Below are 23,610 nucleotides of genomic sequence, written 5' to 3'. Positions count from 1 at the left end.
TCACCATATAAATACGACACAACTGGCTGTTAGCAAGCCCATCACCACATTGAAACGACGCCATGCAGTTACGCTGGATAGCCAACGGCGAATCAGAGTGCCAAAGCCCACCCATACCGAAGAGGTGTGCAACTGAACCAGCCAGAAAATCATCCCCATGGCGATCACCGACCACCAAAACTGGTCACCCGTGAAAGAAAAAGACCCCACTGCAGTTAGCGACATGACCCAGGCTTTTGGATTCAGATATTGAAACAGAGCCGCTTCAAACAGGGTCATCGGTTTGGAGTCATTGTCATCACTCTTTTCTGGAGGCATTGCTGTCCCAATTCGCCAAGCCAGATACAGTAAATACGCACTGGACGCGATTCTCAGTACTTGCTGAACTTCTGGATAACGCTCAAACACCACTCCTAGCCCAGCTGCAATCAAGATCATCTGACTGAGCAGACCCGCACCAATCCCGACAAAATGTGGCACTGTCCGACGATACCCAAAGTTTGCGCCTGAAGCCGTCAACATGACATTGTTAGGACCCGGGGTCCCCGTCATTACGACAGCAAACAATGCGACTGAGGTAAAAAATTGCCAATCCATTAATTGTTCCTCCTCACATTGTATCGATACAATTTTATTTTTTTGGTTGATTATTTGATTTAATGTGCACATATTGACCATAACAATGGAATAACATCTGTGCAAAAGGTTTATTGTCACCATGACAATCGAGACAATTGAAGTAGACAAATCGCGCTCTGCTCCTCTGTATCAACAAGTTGCTGATGCGATTGGCAGAGAAGTGGAACTGGGTAACCTTGTAGCCAACGACAAACTGCCGACTCACCGCGCATTGGCAGACAAATTGGATGTCACCGTAGGAACGGTTACCCGAGCGTACGCGGAAGCTGAGCGACGAGGATTGGTGGAAGCCAGAGTTGGCGCGGGCACTTATATTCGAGACCATTCAAAAGTGGGATGGGTATTCGAAGAAAGCGTCGAAGAAACGGAAGAATGCAATTTTGGTTATAACATCCCTCCAATAATGGATCGTTCAAAGATCGTTTCCGATGCTTTAAGTGCCCTATCACAGTCAAATACCGCATTAAATTCGTTAATGCTCTATCAAAAACCAAAAGGGTTAGATTCTCACCGCGAAATCATTTCCCGATGGCTAAATACTCATGGGGTCAATGCCAGCGCCAGTAACATTCTCTTCAGCAGCGGTGCTCAGCACGCCATTCAAATGGTGCTCAGTGCGTTTACACGTGCAGGGGATACCATCCTCTGCGAGAAATTCACTTATCCCGGACTGCTCAGCTTGGCCAGACAAAATCAGCTGACTCTGAAGGGCGTTGAGATGGATGAAGAGGGGATCACACCTGCCGGGCTGGAGTCGGCTTACAAACAGAATCAGTCTGTACGCTTTATTTATTTAACCCCTACTTTGCAAAACCCAACGACTGCCACAATGGGGCTTGAAAGGCGAAAAGCCATACTGGAACTGTGTAAGAAATATCAAATCACCGTTATTGAAGACGATGTAAACGGAATGCTGCCCGATAGTCCACCTTCTCCAATGGTGAATCTGATGCCTCAGCAAGTCATCCATATCGGAGCGTTTTCCAAATGCCTCGCGCCGGGGTTAAGAGTCGGCTACTTACTCATTCCAGACGAACTTTATCCCTCATTGTGCATCACGTTGCAAAATCACAGCTGGATGATTAGCCCACTGTTGACAGCCCTTACCTGTCAGATGATACAAAATAACCAAGTAGAAGAAGTGATTGGTGCCATTCGTAAAGAAATGGACGACAGGCTTGAGCTGACAAAGCAATATCTGGGCGACTTTGATATCCGCTTTCAGCCTCACTGTTTTCACCTGTGGCTAACCCTGCCTGAACACTGGCGTTTAAGTGATTTCATTGCGAAAGCCGCAGAAAAAAATGTGGTCGTTAAGTCGGGAGAGCTGTTTGTCCCGCCAGGTGGTGCTGTACCCCCAGCGATACGTTTGTCGTTAAGTTCTCCAATCACCCGTCAGCAGCTTGAGAAAGGTCTTAAAATTCTCGCAGAACTGCTTAACAGCAACCCTATTTCGGATTTCGCTTTATGATGACATTCTCCCCGGCATTTGGGCTGGGCAATGCACACATTCAAACTCTTCTGTCGCGTTTTATCAGGCGCAAACCTCTGTTTCAAGCCGTCAGAGAAAGGCTGGAACTGCCCGACGGGGATTTCGTTGATCTGGCTTGGAGCGAAGATCCGAACAATCACTCTGACAAGCCTATTTTCGTACTTTTTCACGGTTTAGAAGGAAGCTTTGAAAGCCCATACGCGAATGGCTTGCTTCACGCGTTTGCCAAGCAAGGGTGGCTGTCGGTCATGATGCATTTTCGTGGGTGCAGTGGAGAGCCAAACCGCTTACCACGTGCCTATCACTCTGGTGAAACCGAAGACGCGAGACATTTTCTGACAGAGCTAAGCCAGCGTTTTCCTTCTAATTCAAAGGTGGCGGTGGGCGTGTCACTCGGTGGAAATATGCTGGTGAACTACTTAGCGAAATACGGTAACGACACAAAATTGGACGCGGCATCGATTGTATCTGCCCCGCTGGATCTACTGGCGTGCTCAAGGCGTATCAATCAGGGCTTTTCGAAAGTCTATCAGGATTACTTACTCGGCTCTCTGAAAGACAATGCCATTGCCAAATTGCCCTTAGTACAGAAAGTGATGCCTCTGACAGAATCCGAGATCAATAAAATCAGTACCATGTTTGAGTTTGATGATGTGATTACCTCACGATTACACGGATTTAATGGCGCACATCATTATTACCAAACCTGTTCTGGGTTACCTATGTTGCCTCAGATACGCATCCCGACAGACATCATTCATGCTCACGATGATCCGTTTATGACCGAAGCGGTTATTCCAGATTATCCACTGCCTGCTCACGTTAATTACCATTTACTTCCCAAAGGCGGACACGTTGGCTTTGTAACCGGAAGCTTGTTTAGACCGAAATTCTGGTTAGAAGAAGCACTCCCTGAATACTATTCACATTTCCTTAAAGTTGCGGAACATAACCAAGGGTCTGCAATTGATGATAAGATTGCGGTCACTGAAAGCTAGAGACATCACGACATAAAAGAAAGAGGTATTTATGATCGTCCCTTGGGAACAGATTGATGCAGACACTCTGACAAACCTGATAAAAGAGTTTGTACTGAGGGAAGGAACCGATTACGGCGAAAGCGAAATCAGCTTAGACGAAAAGGTTGAGCACGTTCGGACACAGCTGCAAAGCGGTCAGGCTGTGGTTGTCTTTTCCGAACTTCACGAAACTGTGGACATCCAGGTTCATCCTGCCCGTTAAGGTATTTCATTCATTAACGTGACTGGAGCAGTGTTTATTATTCGAAGCACTTCCCCTACACTGAATTTCTATCACGACAAACAGAGACAAGGACAGTCATGTCAGCAAAACACCCAATCATCGCTGTTACAGGTTCATCGGGAGCAGGAACGACCACCACATCTGAAGCGTTCCGTAAGATGTTCAACATGATGGACGTTAAAGCCGCATGGGTTGAAGGTGACAGTTTCCACCGATTCACTCGTCCGGAAATGGACGTGGAAATTCGCAAGGCCAAAGAACAAGGAAGGCACATCAGTTACTTTGGTCCTCAAGCTAACGACTTTCCCACTCTAGAGCAGTTTTTCCGCAAATACGGTGACGAAGGAAAAGGACAAGTCCGCCGTTACCTGCACACCTTTGACGAGGCTGTCCCTTATAATCAAATGCCGGGAACCTTTACTCCATGGCAGGAGTTGCCAGAAGATTCCGACGTGCTCTTTTATGAAGGGTTGCATGGCGGTGTGGTTGATGGTGGCGTAAACGCCTCACAGCACGTTGATTTACTGATCGGCATGGTGCCAATCGTAAACTTGGAGTGGATTCAGAAGTTCGTTCGTGACACCCGAGACAGAGGTCATTCAAAGGAAGCCGTAACGGACTCCATTGTTCGCTCCATGGACGATTACCTGAACTACATTACCCCGCAGTTTTCACGTACTCACATCAATTTTCAGCGAGTACCGACAGTAGATACTTCTAATCCTTTAGCTGCAAAAGGCATCCCCAGCTTAGATGAAAGTTTTGTAGTGATTCGTCTTCGTGGTATTAAAAACGTCGATTTCCCATATCTGTTGTCTATGATTCAAGGGTCATTTATGTCGCGACACAACACCCTTGTTGTGCCGGGAGGCAAGATGAGTTTTGCAATGGAGCTTATCGTTCAGCCTATCCTTCAACAGCTCATCGAAACGGGCAAAATCGGTTAGTGATAAGAAGAAAAGTAAACCAAGTTGCTATAGCGTGATCATGTGCACATTTTTGCTTAGATAAACGCCAGTGTGTAACGATCAAAGTCAAGAAATCGTTTCAGAAAAAGGATACTATTTCTAACCGAAACATATGATAGCTTGCAGCATCAACTATAACACCCTATTCTAAATGACCAGTTCAATCTGGCTCAGTCGATATGGAAAGCTGCTGAGCAAGCCCTGCAGAGGAAGAAAGATATTATGGTTCTAGGTAAACCTCAAACCGATCCAACATTAGAGTGGTTCCTTTCACACTGTCATATTCATAAGTACCCATCAAAAAGTACTCTGATTCATGCTGGTGAAAAGGCAGAGACCCTGTACTACATTGTGAAAGGTTCTGTTGCCGTACTGATCAAGGATGAAGAAGGCAAAGAAATGATCTTGTCTTACCTCAACCAAGGTGATTTTATCGGCGAACTTGGTCTGTTCGAAGAAGACCAGGAACGTACCGCTTGGGTACGTGCAAAAACCCCGTGTGAAGTGGCAGAAATCTCATTTAAGAAGTTCCGTCAGCTGATTCAGGTTAACCCTGATATCCTAATGCGCCTTTCTGCGCAAATGGCGAACCGTCTTCAAACAACAAGCCAGAAAGTGGGCGACCTTGCATTCCTAGACGTAACAGGTCGTATCGCTCAAACGCTTCTGAACCTTGCGAAGCAACCAGACGCAATGACTCACCCAGACGGTATGCAAATCAAGATTACCCGTCAGGAAATCGGTCAAATCGTTGGCTGTTCTCGTGAAACAGTAGGTCGTATCCTGAAAATGCTGGAAGAGCAAAACCTCATTTCAGCACACGGTAAGACTATCGTTGTTTACGGCACTCGCTAACTTTCTTAGCGATACAGATTTAAAAAAACCACCAACGCAAGTTGGTGGTTTTTTATTATCTAATGCATACCCTTAGACGTTTTGGCGCTGACGCACCGCTTCGAACAAACATATCCCAGATGCGACTGACACATTCAAGCTGGATACGCTTCCCGCCATCGGAATCTTAATAAGATCATCACAGGTTTCACGAGTCAGACGACGCATACCATCACCTTCTGCCCCCATGACAATGGCTAATGCACCACTGAGCTTAGCTTGATAGATGTCGTGAGTCGCTTCACCAGCGGTACCAACAAACCACACACCTTTCTCCTGTAATGCACGCATAGTACGCGCCAGATTAGTCACACGAACTAATGGCACTGTTTCAGCGGCACCACAGGCAACCTTACTCACAGTTGCTGTCATTGGAGCTGATTTGTCTTTTGGTACGATCACCGCGGCAACGCCTGCGGCATCAGCATTTCGCAGACAAGCACCAAGGTTATGAGGATCGGTGACTCCATCTAACACCAACAGCAAAGGCTGCTCATGCTGAGCCAGAATATCGTCCAAGTCGTTTTCGTTGAGCGTCTTTGCAGGTTTTACTCGGGCGATGATCCCTTGGTGATTTGCTCCTTTGGCTTTGTCATCCAGCGCCTTTCTTCCCATTTGCTGAATGGAAATCCCAACATTCTGAAGTTCATTCAGCAAAGGCAATAAACGGTCATCCTGACGTCCTTTCAATACAAATGCTTCAATAAAACGTACCGGGTCTTTTTCCAGCACAGCTTTTACGGCATGAATGCCATAAAGGAATTCGTTACTCATGGTCTGACCTATTCAGATTACTTCTTCTTGCCTTGAGACTTTCGGTTCTTTGTGCGTGATTTCTTTTTACGCGCCTTTTCAGCCTTGGTCTTCTTGCGTGTTTTAGCTGGCTCACTGGAGCCATCTGGTCGTTTGGTGGGTTCTACAAGGGCTTTTGCCTTTCCACCAGGCTTTCGCGCTTTGATTGCAGCTTTCTTTTTACTCGCCGCTTTCTTATCTGCCTGTGCAGCACGCTTCTTCGCCGTCTTACCTTTGCCGCGTAGCTTACGACTTGTTTCCACTAATTCAAAGTCTATTTGACGATCATCGAGATTGACCGACAGAACCTTCACTTTAACTGCATCACCCAAACGATAGATGTTTCCGAAGCTCTCACCGATAAGCCTTTGACCAATAGGATCAAATTGATAGTAATCGTTAGCCAGTGAAGAAATATGAACCAGACCGTCAATGTGAAGTTCTGTCAGGCGAACAAAGAAGCCGAAACCGGTTACGTTAGCAATCACGCCATCAAGCTCTTCACCAACGTGGTCTTGCATGTATTCACATTTCAGCCAGTCAGCAACCTCACGAGTCGCATCGTCTGCGCGGCGTTCCGTCATCGAGCACTGCTCGCCATAGACATCCATATCGTCAAAGGAGTAGTGGAAGCCGCCCGTTGGCGTCCAGCGATCCGTATTTCGACCGTCTTCTTTTGCGATCAGGTATTTAATCGCACGGTGCAATAGCAAGTCCGGATAACGGCGAATCGGCGAAGTAAAGTGTGCGTAGCGTTTTAGCGCCAGACCAAAGTGCCCAACATTATCAGCGTTGTACACCGCCTGTTTCATCGAACGCAGCAGCATGGTCTGAATCAGCTCTTTGTCCTGACGTTCACCAATCTGCTTCATTAAATTCGCGTAATCAGTTGGGGAAGGTTCCAGCCCACCAGTCAGGTTTAATCCAAGCTCTCCCAAGAAATCACGGAAGCCTTGTAAACGCTCTTCACCCGGCGTTTCGTGTATACGGAACAAAGCAGGCTCTTTCAGCTTTTCAACTAAAGATGCCGACGCAATGTTGGCTAAAATCATACACTCTTCGATGATCTTGTGTGCGTCGTTACGAACAACTGGTTCGATACGGTCAATCTTGCGGTCGGAGTTGAAAATAAATTTCGCTTCAACGGTTTCAAACTCAATAGCACCACGGTTATCACGCGACTGCTTTAGCACACCGTACATCTTGTGAAGTTCTTCAAGATGAGGCACTAAAGGTTCGTATCGCTGACGCAGTTCTTCATCACCTTCAAGGATGGCACTGACTTTGTTGTAGGTCAGGCGAGCATGTGAGTTCATCACGGCTTCGTAGTGCTTGTAGCCGGATAACCGACCGGATGCCGAGATGGTCATTTCACACACCATGCACAAGCGGTCCACTTGTGGGTTTAATGAGCACAATCCGTTAGACAAGACTTCAGGGAGCATAGGAACAACCTGAGACGGGAAGTACACGGAGTTACCACGATTGATGGCTTCTTTATCCAACGCAGTATCAGGGCGGACGTAGTAGCTAACATCTGCAATGGCAACCCATAAGCGCCATCCGCCGCCGCGCTTCGCTTCACAATACACAGCGTCATCAAAGTCTCGCGCGTCTTCACCATCGATAGTAACTAAGGGGAGATCTCGTAAATCAACACGCCCTTTCTTGGCATCCTCTGGGACATGTTCACCTAAACCAGCGATTTGTTTTTCGACCTCTTCTGGCCACACATCCGGGATTTGGTGAGTACGGATAGCAATCTGTGTTTCCATACCCGGCGCCATATTTTCGCCCAGTACTTCAACTATTTTCCCCATCATTCCACGAGAACGAGTGGCACGATCGGTAATTTCAATCACTACTACGTTCCCCATTCGCGCGCCGCAGCGATGCTCTTTGGGAATCAAAACATCCTGGCTAATGCGTGAATCATCAGGAACAACGTAGGAATATTCTTGTTCCATAAAGTAACGCCCGACAATCTGAGTCTTACGCTCTTCAAGTACACGTACCAACCGACCCTCTTTGCGACCACGTTTGTCGGTGCCAGCTGGCTGAACCAATACATAATCACCGTGAATCAGAGTTTTCATTTGGTGATAAGGCAGCAGAATGTCGTTATCTTTGCCTGTACTGCCATCTGGTCTCACCCAACCATGTCCATCCTTATGACCCAGTACAACCCCTTTCACCAGTTCCAGTTTATCTGGCAGGGCATAACACTGGCGTCGGGTGAACACCAGTTGACCATCACGCTCCATGGCACGCAGCCGACGACGCAAGCCTTCATACTGTTCTTCTCCAGAAAGCTTTAGTGCTTCAAACAAATCATTGCGATTCATTGGCACATTTGCCTTTTCTAAAAACTCGATGATGAATTCACGGCTGGGAATAGGATTGTCGTATTTGTCGGATTCGCGCGCGGCAAATGGGTCGTTAGGTGTGTTTTGAGACATAGGAGGGCCTGTTAAAGATTGGATAGATCTTAAGTATATCTAAATCTTACGACTACCTACAGCTTAAGGGATGTCATCGCGCTAATTATTATGTTTATTCGAAATTGCCCAGTTAATCGATTATCTGGACAATTTGTGACAAATCGATGTGATAAATATTCAGCTAAACAAATTTTATGCAATATATAGGTCTGGTAAATGGATGCTTGAAATGTACTTCAGATCCTTTGTAAAATGCCCGACTCTTTCTGGATACCCATTAGATTTTATGTTTTTTTCTGCGCTTCGCGAGAAGCTTTGCTTTAACTCGCGATGGATTTTCTGCTTACTACTATTGAACACCGTTTTATTGTGTTTGATTGCGCTGCCCTATGTCAGTTGGATGGATATTCCTGAAGGTAGTTGGTTGTCATACCCTTATATCTTTTCCACGCAAGTGGGTCTGTTTGGGTTAATGGCCGTACTCTGTGCCATTCCATCTCTCTTGCTGCTGTGGCTTCCCACTCGCCTCTTCCGGTTTATTGCTGTCCTGCCTTTTATCGTGACAGCCGTAATGGTTGCCATTGACACTCAGGTTTATAACCAGTATCGCTTTCATTTAAACGGATTCGTTTTCGAGCTGTTGATTGAAGGCGGTGACCAGATTATTGATGTCTCGTGGTTTACCTTGTTGGTCGGTGGTGTGGTGGTGTTTGGATTGATCAACGCTATTATCATGACCATTGTGCTCGCTAACCGCTGGGTAAAAACGAAAAAGCGTTATTTCCTGTTGGGTATCAGCGTATGGTTCAGTTGTCTGCTGTTTAGCCAGCTGACTCACGCTTGGAAGTACGCAAACTTTGATCAGGTTATCCCGAGTTATAGCCATCACTGGCCACTCTATCTTCCTCTTACAGCCAATGACTGGTTGGAAGATAACGGTTGGGTAGAGCAACAGGCAGGTCGTGATGCTCATACTAAAATCTCGCATCAGAAGGTCACCAACCTAAATTACCCTTTAAAGCCAATTGCTGTTGAGGCTGGTTCAGAAACACCAAACATGGTTGTGATTGTACTTGATGCCTGGCGTTTTGATGATGCAAACGAACAGGTAACGCCGAATATCGAAACGTTTGGTAAGCAAAGCTTGGTATTTAAAGAGCACCTGAGCGGGGGTAACTCCACTCAAATGGGTATCTTCAGCCTGTTTTATGGTATTCCTTCTACGTACTGGGATGCGGTACGCTCAAGTCAGCAGCAACCGGTTCTGATGGAAACACTGCACTCGCTGAATTACCAAATGTCGATTCATGGTTCTGCGCCTTTGCATAGCCCACCATTTGATCGCACCGTGTTTGCTGGCATCCAGGACTTGACCGTCACGACACCTGGCGATACACCAGCTGAACGGGATCGTAAAATCACTGATGATTTTCTCGACTTCCTGGACAGCAAAGACGATACAAAACCTTATTTCGGATTCCTGTTCTATGATGCTGCGCATGGTACTTCATTCCCCAATGACATGAAGACACCGTTCGAACCTTATTGGGATCGCGTCGACCACGTGAAGCTGAACAACGACTTTGATCCGACGGAATACCGGAACCGCTACCGAAATTCGCTTTTCTACATTGATAAGCTGATCGGAGAGGTGTTAGGAAAACTGGAACAGGCTGGCGAGCTTGATAACACCATTGTGGTCATCACATCTGATCACGGTGAAGAGTTCAACGACTACAAAAAGAACTACTGGGGACATGGCAGCAACTATGCACCCGCACAGGTTCATGTTCCACTGTATCTATACCACCCAGGTAAAGCGGCAGATATCATCTATGCGAGAACCAGCCATCTGGATATTCCTCCAACGCTGATGAAAGAACCGCTAGGCGTCAGCAATGACATTTCTGATTACAGTGTTGGAGTGGATTTGTTTAATAACAACCGGGAAGAGAACTGGGTCATTGTAGGCAGTTATATGGATTACGGTATTGTGGGTGGAAATGAGATTATTGTGAACCGACCGGGTGGATACACCGAAGTCACCGACTTGTCGCTCAACAAGAAAGAAAAACGCACCATGCCGAACAGTGAGCTCACCAAGCTGCTGGTTCAAATGTCTACTTACGCGAAGTAACTCTCTTTAGGCGCACTTTTCCAGTGCGCCTATCTTTTTAGCAAAATCAACAATTCCGAGTTGTCTGTCAGCATATCTGCAATCGTGCAGTGATCGAGCTCTGCCAAAAAAGCCAGTTTCGCTCTGGCAAGGTGTGCCTTTAACTTACAGGCAGGCGTGATATGACAAAACTCAGGCGCACAGTTCACCACATCCAGCGGTTCGATGTCCCGAATCACGTTTCCAATTAAAATGGTTTCAGCGGGTCGACCAAGGCATATTCCTCCGTTCTTACCCCTGACCGTTTTCACATAGCCAAGCTGACCAAGTTTATTGATGATTTTAACCATGTGGTTTTTAGAAACATCAAAGGTATCACTAACTTTCTGAATGCTGGTGAGTTCGCCACTTGGAAGCGACGCCAAATAGATCAACGCGCGAATTCCGAAGTCGGTAAAGTTTGTTAACTGCAATGCGAATTCCTCCTCCGTGAATTGTAAAACTTCCATTGACTAAAAGATATATTTTAGATACAACTTAAAACATGCATTATAAATACATGTTTAAAATAGGAAGCCCAAATGCTCAAGCAATCAACCATAGATATCGTAAAATCCACCGCACCACTTCTCGCCGAAACAGGTCCTAAACTCACCGCTCACTTCTATGATCGTATGTTTAATCATAACCCTGAATTGAAAGACATTTTTAACCTGACTCACCAGCAAAACGGGGCTCAGAGAGAAGCGCTTTTCAATGCTGTTCATGGCTACGCTGCCAATATCGATAACATTGAAGTTTTACTCCCTGTCGTAGAAAAAATCGCGCAGAAGCACACCAGTTTTAACATCACCGCAGATCAATATCAGATCGTCGGTGGTCACCTGCTAGCGACCATTGACGAGTTGTTCGCACCGGGACAAGAAGTGCTGGAAGCGTGGGGAGAGGCCTATGGGTTGCTTGCTCAGGTATTTATTGATCGTGAAGAAACCATTTACTCAGAGACAGAAAGCCAAACAGGTGGATGGCGAGGAACAAGAGAATTCGTACTTAAAGAGAAGCGCCAGGAGAGCGAAGTCATCACGAGTTTCGTATTCGAACCAAAAGATCAACAACCCGTTGTTGATTACATTCCAGGTCAATACGTCGGTATCTACCTAACTCCTGAACAATTTGAGTACCAAGAAATCAGACAATACAGCCTGTCTGATGCACCAAATGGCAGAGAGTATCGCATCTCAGTCAAACGTGAATCTGAGGGTGTTGTCTCCAACTACTTGCATGATCACCTAACAGTCGGTGACTCTGTTCGACTGGCTCCGCCTTGTGGTGACTTCTTTTTCACCAGTGATAAATTTACTCCAGTAGCACTGATCTCTGCGGGTGTCGGTATCACTCCACTGCTTTCCATGATGGAGTCCATTACTGGTATTCATGAAGCCCCTATCCACTGGATACATGCAGCAGAAAACAAAGAGCATCATGCATTTTCTGATCGAATAGATGAACTGGAGAAGCAATATGACCTTGTGAACCAATTCAACTGGTATAGAGAACATAAAGGGGAAGCAGGCGTACAAGAAGGGTTGATGCAGCTTGAGCAGATTAAAGAGCGAATCAACTGGAAAGAAACTGACTTTTACTTCTGCGGACCCGTTGGGTTTATGCAGTTTGTCGCCAACCAGCTTTTAGAATTAGGTGTATCCAAAGACCGTATTCATTACGAATGCTTTGGTCCTCATAAAGTGCTGTAAAAACAATAAAAATAACAATGCCCCGACTTGTCGGGGCATTTGTGTTTTTACCAGAAGGTAGAACGCCGTTTGGCTCTGGCAATGATATTTTCTGGCATCCTCTGCTCCAATCCCTGCCTTAGCATGGAGATTCGGCGATGTTGCCTTTTATCCGGTGTCACTGAGTTGTATAGCCAGCGATAGGCATCTTCATAATCCAGAGGGCTACCATAATCACGAAGCAATAATTCGGCTAAATGAATTCGCGCATTGATGTTGCCCATGGAGGCAGCTTCCCGCAAATAGGGAATCGCACGCTCTTTGTCTTGCTGAACCAGAGTTCCACGCGAATAGTATCGGCCTATTTGTTCAAGTGCCGCAGGTAAACCTTGATGCGCTGCATTTTCCATGTAGTAGAGCCCAAGCTCCACATCTTGGTCGACACACACACCCCAGGCTAACATATCACCGTACAAAAATTCGTAAGCAGGCAGGCTGATCCGTGTCGCACGAGCAACGATATCTTCTACAAGCTGGCAGCTATCTGCTTTAACTCGTTCGAGATGTTTGTTCTTTTCAATCAGATTGATCAGCTCAGCTTCCGTGTAGACTGGCACTGGTCCACCGATGTGGCTATCCGCATTGGCTAACCCCACTCGGGTACACAGGGCGAGAATCAACGAAGCTGTGACAGCTCGTAGTTTCATAATCGCACTCTTTATTCATACCGTGCTTTTGTATCGGCAAAGATTGCTAACTCTTTAGCCAAGTATTGCCGATCTTTGGCAATATTTTGCCAGACAATGAATAAAAAGTAATCTAAGCAGTGCGATATTGCTAGAAAGAAAATTCTAAAGAGAAATGCAAAGGTACAAACAAAAAATGCCAGCTCCGAAGAGCTGGCACTTAAAATTCAAATCAATCAAAAGATTACGCGTTAAACGGGTGAACCTTGATGATAGTCTCGTTACGGTCAGGACCTGTAGAGACAATGTCTACTGGTACACCCGTAAGCTCTTCAATACGCTTAATGTAGTCTAAAGCAGCTTTAGGTAGAGCATCGATAGATGTCGCACCAAATGTGTTCTCAGACCAGCCAGGCATTGTTTCGTAGATAGGTGTCGCTTCTTCGAATGCTTCTGCAGCCATTGGAGACACTTCTAGGATAGAGCCGTCTTTCATCTTGTAGCCTGTACAGATTTTCAGCTCTTCCAGACCATCCAATACATCCAGCTTAGTTAGACAGAAGCCAGTGATTGAGTTGATTTGAATTGCGCGACGCATCGCAACAGCATCAAACCAACCAGTACGGCGCAGACGACCTGTTGTCGCGCCAAACTCGTGACCTACATCACCCAGGTGCTTACCTACAGGATCTTGCTTATCTTGACCATCGTACAATTCAGTCGGGAATGGACCAGAACCAACACGAGTACAGTAAGCTTTAGTGATACCAAGGATGTAGCCGATGTGGCGAGGACCAAAACCTGAACCAGCAGCAACACCACCAGCGGTCGTGTTAGAAGACGTTACATAAGGGTAAGTACCGTGGTCGATGTCCAGAAGTGTGCCTTGAGCACCTTCAAACATGATCTTATCGCCACGCTTACGCGCCGCGTCTAGCTCGTCAGTGACATCGATAACCATAGAAGTCAGTAGATCAGCATAGCCCATTGCCTGCTCAAGAACTTCTTCGTAGCTTACTGCGTCAGCTTTGTAGAAGTTCACTAGCTGGAAGTTGTGGTACTCCATCACTTCTTTCAGCTTCTCTGCAAAAGCTTCTTTGTCGAACAAGTCGCCTACACGTAAACCACGACGAGCCACTTTATCTTCGTAAGCAGGACCGATACCACGACCTGTTGTACCAATCGCTTTTTTACCACGAGCGATTTCACGCGCCTGGTCCAGAGCAATGTGGTAAGGAAGAATTAGAGGACATGCTTCAGAAATGAAAAGACGCTCGCTCACTGGGATGCCACGCTCTTCAAGAGGCTTCATTTCTTTAAGAAGTGCTTCTGGTGATAGAACAACACCATTACCGATAACACATTTTACGTTATCGCGAAGAATACCTGATGGAATCAAATGAAGAACGGTTTTTTCACCGTCGATGACTAGAGTGTGACCTGCGTTGTGACCGCCTTGGTAGCGAACCACGTATTTTGCATCTTCAGTTAAAAGGTCTACGATTTTACCTTTACCTTCGTCACCCCATTGGGTGCCCAGAACGACTACGTTATTTCCCATCTTTCCAAGTCTGATTGCTGATTAAAAATGGATTCTAGCACCTACGAATAAAAGATGCAGTCATTTTTTAAGCATAAAAGTGAAACACTTATGTAAGGGTATGTAGCGCAAGGAATAATAGTGGAAGAATCGGGTGGGAAGGCAGCAAAACACCTTAAATTAGAGCGAATATCTGTTGTGTATTTAGCTCTATTTATTCAAAGCTTAACTAAATACATATGCAATCACAGCACCTGCGACTACAAGGCACCCACCGATTCTTCTGAGTTGATTGTCGGGCTGGCTGCTCAGCTCCTGTATCATGTTGCGCCAGCCTTTTGGTGCAATGAGCGGTCCCAGACCTTCAAGAATCAGCACCAATCCCAGTGCTAGCCATAATGAATCAGACATGTGATGTATAGGTAAAATTGAGTAGATGTAAAAAAGCCCCTTTCGGGGCTTTTCGATTAGTTTGCGCCTTTAGCGTCGTTCATGTACTTAAAGAACTCACTGTTCGGGTCAAGTACAAGGATGTCGCTCTTGCTGCCGAATGATTTTTCGTAAGCATTCAGTGAACGAAGGAAGCTAAAGAATTCAGGATCTTTACCGTAAGAATCCGAGTAGATCTTCGCGGCACGAGCGTCAGCTTCACCTCGTGTTACACGAGCCGTCTTATCAGCTTCAGCCAGTAGCGTAGCTACTTCTAGCTCAGCTTGAGCACGAATAACTTCCGCTTTCTCACGACCTTGCGAACGGTGCTTACGCGCGACAGATTCACGTTCTGCACGCATACGACGGTAGATAGACTCACTGATTTCGTCAGGAAGGTTGATTTTCTTCATTCGGAAGTCAACCACTTCAATACCCAAGTCACTCAGAGCACTGATGCGAGTCTCGCTAAGTACGTCAGCCATGATCTTGTCACGCTCACCGTCAATCTCTAGCGCTTGCTTCGCAGCTTCGGTAGAGAGCTCTTCGCTGTTTACGTCTTCAGGTAGCACGTCGTTATTTCGTGGACCAGATACGATCTGCTTGATTTCACGGGAACCGATTTCTGCACGAAGTACGTCTGTCACTTTACGCTCAAGTAGTGCTTGTGCCGTCAGTGAATCGCCACCGCCTGTCGCCAGGTAGTATTGTCCAAAGTCTTGGATCTTCCACTTCACGTAGGAATCGATGATAACGTCTTTTTTCTCAGATGTTACGAAACGGTCTGCACGACCATCCATCGTTTGAATACGAGCATCCAATCGCTTCACACGATCAAACAAAGGCAGTTTGAAGTGCAAGCCAGGTTCGTAGATCTTAGAGATGATAATAGGCTGACCGTTCTCATCCAGAACATCCACCGTTGTTTCAACGCCGTCTTCAACCACGGTTTCGGTTTTAACGTCTTTTTGCACTTCCCCGAAGCGGATAACAATACCTTTTTCGCCTTCAGGTATAACGAATACGGACATTAAAAACAGCGCCAGAACAACAACCAATACTGGGATCATTAATTTACGCATAATTAGTATCTCCCTTGACGTGAGCCAGTTGAGCGAGATTGCGTAGATGATGAGGTATCAGTACGCTCTGATTCCAATTCAATCTGATCATATGCTGATGTTGATTTCGCTTTACGTTTCGTATTAGTGGTGTCCGCTGCCTGACCAGTAATCTTGTCGATTGGCAGGTAAAGCAGATTGCCGCTGGATTCAGAGTCGATCAGCACTTTTGAAGTACTGGTGTACACTTCTTCCATTGTGTCTAGGTATAGACGGTTACGTGTAACTTCAGGAGCGGCCTGGTATTCAGGAAGCAGTTTCTCAAACTGTGCAACCTGACCAAGTGCTTCGTTTACTGTACGCTCAGAGTAACCCAAAGCTTCTTTCTTCAGACGCTCAGCACGACCTGTTGCTTTAGGAAGAATTTCGTTTTTGTAAGCTTCTGCTTCACGAACAAAACGCTCCTCATCCTCACGAGCCGCGATAGCATCATCAAATGCATCTTTTACTTGCTCTGGCGGACGTGCAGACTGGAAGTTCACATCCACGACTACGATACCCATATCGTAACCATCAATGATGCGGTTCAATGTGTCTTGCGTGCTTTGACGAATCTGCTGACGACCACTCGTCAGAATGCTATCCATCAAAGAGTCACCAATCACGGCGCGAAGTGCAGAGTCAGTCGCTTGGCGTAAGCTGTCGTCTGCATTTGTTACTGTGTATAGGTATTTGTATGGGTCAGAAACTCGGTACTGAACACCCATTTCAACCGTTACTACGTTCTCATCTTTAGTCAGCATCAAGCCTGATGCGCGTAGTGAACGAATCGCTTGTACATTAACAAGCTCATAGGTATCGATGAACTTAGGGTGCCATTTAAGACCCGGACCTTCGATTCGGTCTTCTTTACCCAAGCGCAGCACAACAGAACGCTCTGCTTCACCTACGGTGTAGAAACCTGACACTACCCAAATCACGATGGCAACAACTGCAATCAAACCCAATCCGATAGCACCACCGCCACCGATTGAGGCTCCGTTGCCCCCGCGCTTACCAAACTTTCCACCCAGCTTCTGACTCAGCTTATTAAATACTTCATCTAAATCTGGCGGACCTTGATCACGACCACGATTATTATTCCCCCAAGGGTCTTTATCGCGGCCATTATCGCCGTTGTTATTTCCAGGCTCATTCCACGCCATTAGAAAGCTCCATCATTTGATATGACGTTATACTGTAGCAGTCCTTTAAGTAACTATAAAGTCACCTAAAACTGCCCCTTCTCTTTTTTCTAGTCTAGACCAATCTACTTGTTGCATTCGGACATCGATCAGCAAATTGCCTTGCTCATCATACGCCTCTTGTTGAATACTTTTCAATTGGAAGAAAGTACTACGGAATCTGCCCTGATATTGAGGTGGAATCCGAAGCTGATACTGAACCATTTGACTTGCTAAACGCTGAGTCAGCGCTTCAAACAGCAGTTCAATACCTACACCTTCCATAGCTGAAACCCAAACGCGCTGAGGCATCCCCTCATCATCGTATTCAATTCTGGGTTGTTGACCTTCCATATTGTCAATCTTGTTCATCACGACAAGAGTGGGCACTTCGTGTGCGTCAATCTCTTCTAGCACGTCATGTACAGCTTGAATATTCTCACGAAAACGCTCATCACTGGCATCGACAACATGTAACAAAATGTCAGCTTCTTGCGTTTCCTGAAGTGTGGCTTTAAATGCAGCAACCAGATCGTGGGGTAAATGTCGGATAAATCCAACAGTATCCGCGAGAATCGCTGTACCAACGTCGCTTAACTCTATCTTACGTAGCGTAGGGTCCAATGTAGCAAACAGCTGATCCGCTGCGTATACACCCGCTTCCGTGATTCGGTTAAACAAGGTTGATTTACCTGCGTTGGTGTAACCCACTAACGAGATGGTTGGGATTTCTGCGCGATTACGAGCTCGGCGACCTTGTTCACGCTGTTTAGCAACCTTCTCCAGCCTTCGGAGAATGGCTTTGATACGATCACGCAACAACCGTCGGTCAGTTTCTAACTGAGTTTCACCTGGTCCACGTAAACCTATCCCCCCTTTCTGACGCTCCAAGTGCGTCCAACCACGAATTAAGCGCGTTGAAATGTGGCGCAACTGTGCCAGTTCAACTTGCAGTTTACCTTCGTGAGTACGAGCGCGTTGGGCGAAAATATCCAGAATCAGACCAGTACGATCTAAGACCCGACATTTGAAAAGATGTTCAAGATTTCGTTCTTGGGCAGGAGAAAGGGAGTGGTTAAAGATCACGATCTCAGCTCCGGAGCTTTTCACTGCCTGAGCGATTTCCTGAGCTTTACCCTCCCCGACATAGTATTTAGGGTGAGGGGATTGACGACTGCCGGTAACAACCTGCAAAACTTCAACCCCTGCGGACGTCACTAGCATTTCACATTCAGCTAGATCTTCCCATTCACCTTCTTGCGTGAAGTTGATATGAACAAGTACAGCCTGTTCACCGGCTTCATAACGGTCAAACAAGCACTCAACTCCTTACTAAAGTACTATTAATCTTCAGATTTCTCTTGTGGACGCTCTGAAGGAGAACGTTCATTGTTACTGTGGTGAGTTACTGCGCGAGCAGGAACCACAGTAGAAATTGCATGCTTATATACCATTTGGTTTACAGTGTTTTTCAATAAGATCACGAACTGATCGAAAGACTCGATTTGTCCTTGAAGTTTGATACCGTTCACCAGATAAATAGACACAGGTACACGCTCACGACGTAGCGCATTTAGAAATGGGTCTTGTAAAGACTGCCCCTTAGCCATTTTATTTTTCCTTATTTGATTGTAGTTTTAGTTTTATTTAGCTATTCAGAGAGCTGTTTTTGCATCCGAGCTAAATGAAAAAAATGCGCAAAAACGATCACATTATACACAGTCAAGTCAATCAGATGCTATGGCATTTGACATACTTTCGAGCGCTTCATCAATGTTTTCGCTATCTAACCAAGTTAAATCATCCCAACTGCGCAACCAGGTGATCTGTCGCTTGGCCAATTGACGGGTTGCACAGACTCCGCGAAATACCGCTTCATCTAACGTACAGTTCCCATCCAAATAGTCCCACATTTGCCTGTAACCAACACATCGAATCGAAGGAAGATCCGGGTGAAGATCTTTTCTAGCGTATAACGCCTGAACCTCTTCTTCAAACCCTGCATCGATCATTTTTTCGAAACGAAGCTCGATACGGCGGTGGAGCTCTGCCCTTTCCTTGGGGGCTATTGCAAATTGCTTAACCCGGAATGGCAAGGGTTCACCTTGCTTTTTGGTCAGCTCAGTAAGAGTTTTACCTGAAATTTTGTAAACTTCCAATGCCCGTGACAATCTTTGTGGATCATTCGGGTGGATTCTCTTCGCTGATACAGGATCAATATCCTTGAGTTGATCGTGCAACGCAGACCAACCTAAAGTCAACGCATCTTGCTCTATTTGTTGACGAATTGCAGGATCTGCCGCAGGCAAAGGTGACAACCCTTCTAATAGAGCTTTGTAATACAGCATAGTTCCGCCAACCAAGAGCGGAATTTTACCGGCGGCGACAATTTCATTCATTTCTGAAAGCGCATCACGACGAAAATCAGCGGCTGAGTACGATTCACTCGGATCCAATATATCAATCAAGCGATGAGGCGCTTTCGCCTGCTCTTCCTCATCGGGTTTGGCGGTGCCAATGTCCATCCCTTTGTATATCAATGCGGAGTCCACACTGATGATTTCAACGGGATATTTTTGTCTTAAACGTATGGCGATTTCGGTTTTACCCGATGCGGTTGGCCCCATTAAAAACAGCGCCAGAGGAAGTTTATCTGTCATCACGAATTCATTGCTGCAATGGCTGAAGCGAAGTTAACGGGCTGACAGAATACTGGATCCTCGACTGGCATTTTGCCTGCTCTCAAATTCTCAATATCTGCTATCAATTGAATGGCTTCCGATGCGGTATAGGTATCTTTTACCTGAGTCACTTCGGTCGCAAGCCATTTAGATATCCGCTCTGCTTCAACCTCATTGGTTTGTTTCTGCAGATACGATAACAGATCTGGTATCAAGATTTGTAAGTTTTGCTGTCTGAGAGGTTGGGGAACCGCCATGACCATGATACTGCGAGCATTTTTTTCCCGCAGCTGAATTCCGAGCTGCTGAAGCAAAGTATCAAATTGTGAGACTTGTTCTACCAGGCTCTTATCCAACTTAATGGATAACGGCACTAATAATGGTTGAGCTTTGAGCGGACCATGTCCCACAGACAATTGAGATTGCGTTCTGTACCACTCTGCTCGCGGTAAATTCACAAGAACGCAGGAAGGTTCGGCTTGCATCAGGAGATACTGCTGATCCACAACCGTAAATGCTTTTCCAAGCACCACATGACTCTTAGGAATTTCAGGCTTATCGGAGCCAACCGATTCTACAGGTTCAATGTCTTCCGGTGTTTTCAGCAGCTCTTTATAGGCTCTCACTTCTTGCCAGGTTGGCGCATCTTCCTTTGCTTTGCTTCTGGGCTTCGCTCCACCAGAAACAGGCTTAGACTGTTGCCATTCGTTTCGGGCAGTATTCGTTGGCTCTGGCGAAGAAGGGGGGGTGCCCAAGCTCGGAGTTTTCGGTTCTGAGTAGGAATGATGTGAAGGCACGGAGTGAGTGTCTGTGAACGCCTGAGGCACATAAGCAGAAGCCTCTGCTTTTCTCGGATACGCAGGCGTGCTGGCGATGGCTTCCATTACTCGATGCTGATCATCCTGCTGGGGCGCGGGCTGATGATAAGCGGACGCACGGGTCTCAGCGGGAGTAATCGACTCGGTTTGAGACAAAGCATCACTCAGCGCCTGATAGATAAAGTCATGAACCAGACGGGCTTGGTGGAATCGCACCTCATGCTTGGCAGGATGAACATTCACATCCACCTGATGTGGGTCCAGCTCAATAAACAAAACATACGTAGCGAATTGGTCTGGGCTCAGGCTGTTTTCGTAACTCTGACGAATCGCGTGATTAATGAGTTTGTCCCTCATCATACGACCGTTGACGTAACAATATTGCAGATCGCTTTGCTGGCGTGCACCTTCGGGAGTGGTGATCCAACCGTGAAGTTTCAACCCTTGATGTTCTAGCTCTATGTTCAATATGTGTCGAACAAACGCACTGCCACAAACTGCTGAAATACGCGCTTCTGTCTGTCGTTCGGTTTTTGCGGCTCGGTACTGACGCACCATTTTTCCGTTGTGACGCAAATTAATCGTCACATCAAAACGGCTCAGAGCTATGCGCTTAAGCAATTCATCGATATGAGAAAATTCGGTTTTTTCTGTTCTTAAGAATTTTCGGCGAGCGGGGGTATTGAAGAACAAATCCAGCACTTCCACCGACGTACCGATTGGATGAGCGGTTGGCTGGAGTTTTACTTCCATATCTCGACCTTCACTGTACGCAGACCATGCCTCATCCTGTGTAGCAGGTCGGGAAGTCATGGTAAGACGAGACACAGAGCTGATACTGGCCAGTGCTTCACCACGAAACCCCAGGCTCATAATAGCTTCAAGATCGTCCAAGGTGTGAATCTTTGACGTGGCATGGCGGCTTAACGCCAAACCTAGCTCGTCTTTGGCAATGCCTTTGCCGTTATCCCGAACACGAATCAGCTTAGAACCGCCCTTTTCGATATCGATATCGATGCGCGTGGCTCCTGAATCTAAGCTGTTTTCCACCAACTCTTTCACGACTGACGCAGGGCGTTCTACCACTTCCCCTGCGGCTATTTGGTTCGCTAATCTGGCTGGCAGTATTTTAATCGTCATTATTTACTCGGGATTATCAAAACCTGACCAACAGACAAGGTATCAGATTTTAGGTTATTCACTTTTTTGATTGCCGAAGTCGAAACCCCATATTTCGAGGCGATTTTTCCAAGATACTCGCCGCGTTTCACTTTGTGCTTCACAATCGGCTTATCTTTGAGCTTCACCTGAATTTTTAGCTTCTGACCAACCTTTAGAGTATTCGATTTCAGATTATTACGCTGTTTAATACTCGCAACAGACACTTTGTACTTATTGGCAATCTTGCCAAGATACTCACCTGATTTCACCACGTGAGTAATGATTTCTGTCTTCACCTTAGGCTCTGATGGCGCGCCACCAGAAATCAACAAAACTTGCCCAACGGCAATATTGGTACTTTTCAGTTTGTTGGTTGCCATAATGGCTTTGGTCGTCGTGCCATACTTCTGAGCAATTCGGGACAGAGATTCGCCTCGAACCACTTTATGCTTAATAGTTGCACCTTTGTTCGCGAGCCAGGTTCCTTCCGGCGGGTTTGCCTCAAAGTAACTGACAATGGCTTTCGATAGCGCTTTCGCCAGCTTGTTTTGATGCGAGCGCTGGAACAACAGTTTCTCTTCAACCGGGTTGGACATAAAACCCGTTTCAACCAGTACCGATGGAATATCCGGAGACTTCAAGACCGCAAGGCTTGCGTGAACAGGCTCTTTCTTATGAAGGCGGGTTACTTTTCCCATTTCCTTCAGAATCTTGGTGGCAACCTTATACCCTTCTTTTTGTGAATGGCTGAATTTTAGGTCTAGCAAGGTCTGACTGACGTTTCTGTCGTTGTTGACCTTAGATAAGACTTCACCCGCACCACCTAGAAGTTCGGATTGCTCCTCGTGCTTTTCGACCCAACGAGCAATTTCACTATTGGCACGACGAACATTAAGCACAAAGACAGAGCCACCGCGTGGCTGAGGTGAGCGGAAACTGTCGGCATGCACTGATACAAGAAGGTGTGCTTTATTCTTACGCGCGATCGAAGAACGCTTATTCAGATTAACAAAGTAGTCACCTGTTCGAGTAAGAACGGCGCGTACCCCGCGAACCTGGTTTAATTCGCTGGCTAATTTCTTTGAAATGATCAGCGTGGCGTGTTTTTCGTACTTTTTCGTCGGTCCGATAGAACCAGGATCTTCACCTCCGTGCCCGGGATCTATCGCCACTATCACATCCGCATTGCCCAAGAATTGCGACGCGTCTTTACTTGGTGTGGTTTTCTTAGGGATAAGAGGATTGGCAGGTTTAGTTGGCGCTGGCGTCGCCACTTTGCCATGAGGTAAGTCAATCACCAAACGGTGCCCATACTGACCACCAGGCGTAGGACTCAGCTTGAACAGATTTGCCTTGGTTTTCTTTTTTAATTCAAAAACCAGTCGATACGTCCCTTTTGAAGGAGGGCTGCTTTTTCGGATTTTCTTGAGTACAGGAGAGTCTTTAACGTTGATCGGCAGCTTTGCAGCGATGTCAGTCTGTTTCAGATCCACCACCAGACGCTCTGGACTACTCAGAGTGAAATACGTGTAGTTAGCTTCACTGCTCAAATCAATGACAATTCGGGTTTCTTCGGGCGAAGGCCAAACCCTCACCCCTTCCAGCGTATTGGCTGAAACCTTGGCCGCAACCCCAAACAGAAAAAAGAAAGCAAGCAGTATGAGTGCTTGAAA

21 protein-coding genes are annotated in these 23,610 nt (G+C 46.4%); 7 read left to right on the top strand and 14 right to left on the bottom strand.

Annotation, left to right across the window (positions count from 1 at the left end):
- Entirely contained in the window at positions 1-597 is a 597-nt protein-coding gene (locus tag RH89_RS05040; protein ID WP_004399876.1) for a LysE family translocator, read from the bottom strand.
- Between the two features lie 121 nt (positions 598-718).
- Here RH89_RS05040 and RH89_RS05035 point away from each other — a divergent pair, with 121 nt between their 5' ends.
- The 5 genes from RH89_RS05035 to crp all read left to right on the top strand — a co-directional run bounded on the left by RH89_RS05035 (position 719) and on the right by crp (position 5,217).
- On the top strand, positions 719-2,110 hold the full coding sequence (locus RH89_RS05035) for an aminotransferase-like domain-containing protein (protein WP_004399875.1): 1,392 nt from the start codon (positions 719-721) through the stop codon (positions 2,108-2,110).
- A complete protein-coding gene (locus RH89_RS05030) occupies positions 2,107-3,129 on the top strand; it encodes a hydrolase (RefSeq protein WP_004399874.1) in 1,023 nt (340 codons plus the stop codon). The genes RH89_RS05035 and RH89_RS05030 overlap by 4 nt, the downstream gene beginning before the upstream one ends.
- A 31-nt stretch (positions 3,130-3,160) precedes the next feature.
- On the top strand, positions 3,161-3,373 hold the full coding sequence (locus tag RH89_RS05025; RefSeq protein WP_004399873.1) for a YheU family protein: 213 nt from the start codon (positions 3,161-3,163) through the stop codon (positions 3,371-3,373).
- 98 nt (positions 3,374-3,471) lie between these two features.
- A complete protein-coding gene (locus RH89_RS05020) occupies positions 3,472-4,341 on the top strand; it encodes a phosphoribulokinase (RefSeq protein ID WP_004399872.1) in 870 nt (289 codons plus the stop codon).
- 243 nt (positions 4,342-4,584) lie between these two features.
- Complete coding sequence (gene crp / locus RH89_RS05015) at positions 4,585-5,217, top strand: cAMP-activated global transcriptional regulator CRP (RefSeq protein ID WP_004399871.1); 633 nt, start codon at positions 4,585-4,587, stop codon at positions 5,215-5,217.
- 72 nt (positions 5,218-5,289) lie between these two features.
- Here crp and rlmB read toward each other — a convergent pair whose 3' ends face one another.
- On the bottom strand, positions 5,290-6,030 hold the full coding sequence (gene rlmB / locus RH89_RS05010) for a 23S rRNA (guanosine(2251)-2'-O)-methyltransferase RlmB (protein WP_004399870.1): 741 nt from the start codon (positions 6,028-6,030) through the stop codon (positions 5,290-5,292).
- Between the two features lie 17 nt (positions 6,031-6,047).
- Positions 6,048-8,507 (bottom strand): ribonuclease R, encoded by a 2,460-nt coding sequence (gene rnr, locus RH89_RS05005; protein WP_004399869.1) that lies wholly within the window; start codon positions 8,505-8,507, stop codon positions 6,048-6,050.
- Positions 8,508-8,718: 211 nt separating this feature from the next.
- On the opposite strand from rnr, the gene RH89_RS05000 reads away from it, so the two are divergent.
- Positions 8,719-10,626: a DUF3413 domain-containing protein gene (locus tag RH89_RS05000; RefSeq protein ID WP_022599739.1), complete on the top strand. Its 1,908-nt coding sequence runs from the start codon at positions 8,719-8,721 to the stop codon at positions 10,624-10,626.
- A 29-nt stretch (positions 10,627-10,655) separates the two neighbouring features.
- Here the strand turns inward: RH89_RS05000 and nsrR are convergent, their stop codons facing one another.
- Complete coding sequence (gene nsrR / locus RH89_RS04995; RefSeq protein WP_004399867.1) at positions 10,656-11,078, bottom strand: nitric oxide-sensing transcriptional repressor NsrR; 423 nt, start codon at positions 11,076-11,078, stop codon at positions 10,656-10,658.
- A gap of 108 nt (positions 11,079-11,186) precedes the next feature.
- Here nsrR and hmpA point away from each other — a divergent pair, with 108 nt between their 5' ends.
- Positions 11,187-12,359, top strand: a complete 1,173-nt coding sequence (gene hmpA / locus RH89_RS04990; RefSeq protein WP_004399866.1) for an NO-inducible flavohemoprotein — start codon at positions 11,187-11,189, stop codon at positions 12,357-12,359.
- A gap of 47 nt (positions 12,360-12,406) precedes the next feature.
- On the opposite strand, the gene motX is transcribed toward hmpA, so the two are convergent.
- From motX to RH89_RS04940, 10 genes are all read right to left on the bottom strand, one after another.
- On the bottom strand, positions 12,407-13,045 hold the full coding sequence (gene motX, locus RH89_RS04985; protein WP_004399865.1) for a flagellar protein MotX: 639 nt from the start codon (positions 13,043-13,045) through the stop codon (positions 12,407-12,409).
- Between the two features lie 223 nt (positions 13,046-13,268).
- Positions 13,269-14,585 carry an adenylosuccinate synthase gene (locus RH89_RS04980; protein ID WP_004399864.1) on the bottom strand — a complete coding sequence of 439 codons (1,317 nt, stop codon included), beginning with the start codon at positions 14,583-14,585 and terminating at the stop codon, positions 13,269-13,271.
- A 204-nt stretch (positions 14,586-14,789) separates the two neighbouring features.
- The gene (locus RH89_RS29030; protein WP_004399863.1) at positions 14,790-14,975 is read right to left on the bottom strand and encodes a DUF2065 domain-containing protein; all 186 of its coding nucleotides are present in this window, start codon (positions 14,973-14,975) and stop codon (positions 14,790-14,792) included.
- 56 nt (positions 14,976-15,031) lie between these two features.
- Positions 15,032-16,075 (bottom strand): protease modulator HflC, encoded by a 1,044-nt coding sequence (gene hflC / locus RH89_RS04970; protein ID WP_004399862.1) that lies wholly within the window; start codon positions 16,073-16,075, stop codon positions 15,032-15,034.
- A 2-nt stretch (positions 16,076-16,077) separates the two neighbouring features.
- Entirely contained in the window at positions 16,078-17,259 is a 1,182-nt protein-coding gene (gene hflK, locus RH89_RS04965) for an FtsH protease activity modulator HflK (RefSeq protein ID WP_004399861.1), read from the bottom strand.
- Between the two features lie 45 nt (positions 17,260-17,304).
- A complete protein-coding gene (gene hflX / locus RH89_RS04960; protein WP_004399860.1) occupies positions 17,305-18,594 on the bottom strand; it encodes a ribosome rescue GTPase HflX in 1,290 nt (429 codons plus the stop codon).
- A 26-nt stretch (positions 18,595-18,620) separates the two neighbouring features.
- Complete coding sequence (gene hfq / locus RH89_RS04955) at positions 18,621-18,887, bottom strand: RNA chaperone Hfq (RefSeq protein WP_004399859.1); 267 nt, start codon at positions 18,885-18,887, stop codon at positions 18,621-18,623.
- A gap of 117 nt (positions 18,888-19,004) precedes the next feature.
- Complete coding sequence (miaA, locus tag RH89_RS04950) at positions 19,005-19,937, bottom strand: tRNA (adenosine(37)-N6)-dimethylallyltransferase MiaA (protein ID WP_004399858.1); 933 nt, start codon at positions 19,935-19,937, stop codon at positions 19,005-19,007.
- Positions 19,937-21,916, bottom strand: a complete 1,980-nt coding sequence (gene mutL / locus RH89_RS04945) for a DNA mismatch repair endonuclease MutL (protein ID WP_004399857.1) — start codon at positions 21,914-21,916, stop codon at positions 19,937-19,939. Before mutL ends, miaA begins: the two co-directional genes overlap by 1 nt.
- Entirely contained in the window at positions 21,916-23,598 is a 1,683-nt protein-coding gene (locus RH89_RS04940; protein ID WP_244410397.1) for a LysM peptidoglycan-binding domain-containing protein, read from the bottom strand. The genes mutL and RH89_RS04940 overlap by 1 nt, the downstream gene beginning before the upstream one ends.
- Positions 23,599-23,610: the final 12 nt, after the last annotated feature.

It is taken from the genome of Vibrio nigripulchritudo ATCC 27043, from assembly GCF_000222685.1.
GTDB lineage: Bacteria > Pseudomonadota > Gammaproteobacteria > Enterobacterales > Vibrionaceae > Vibrio > Vibrio nigripulchritudo.
The sequence above is the reverse complement of the archived record's forward strand: the minus strand, read 5'-3'. Positions and strand labels throughout refer to the sequence as shown.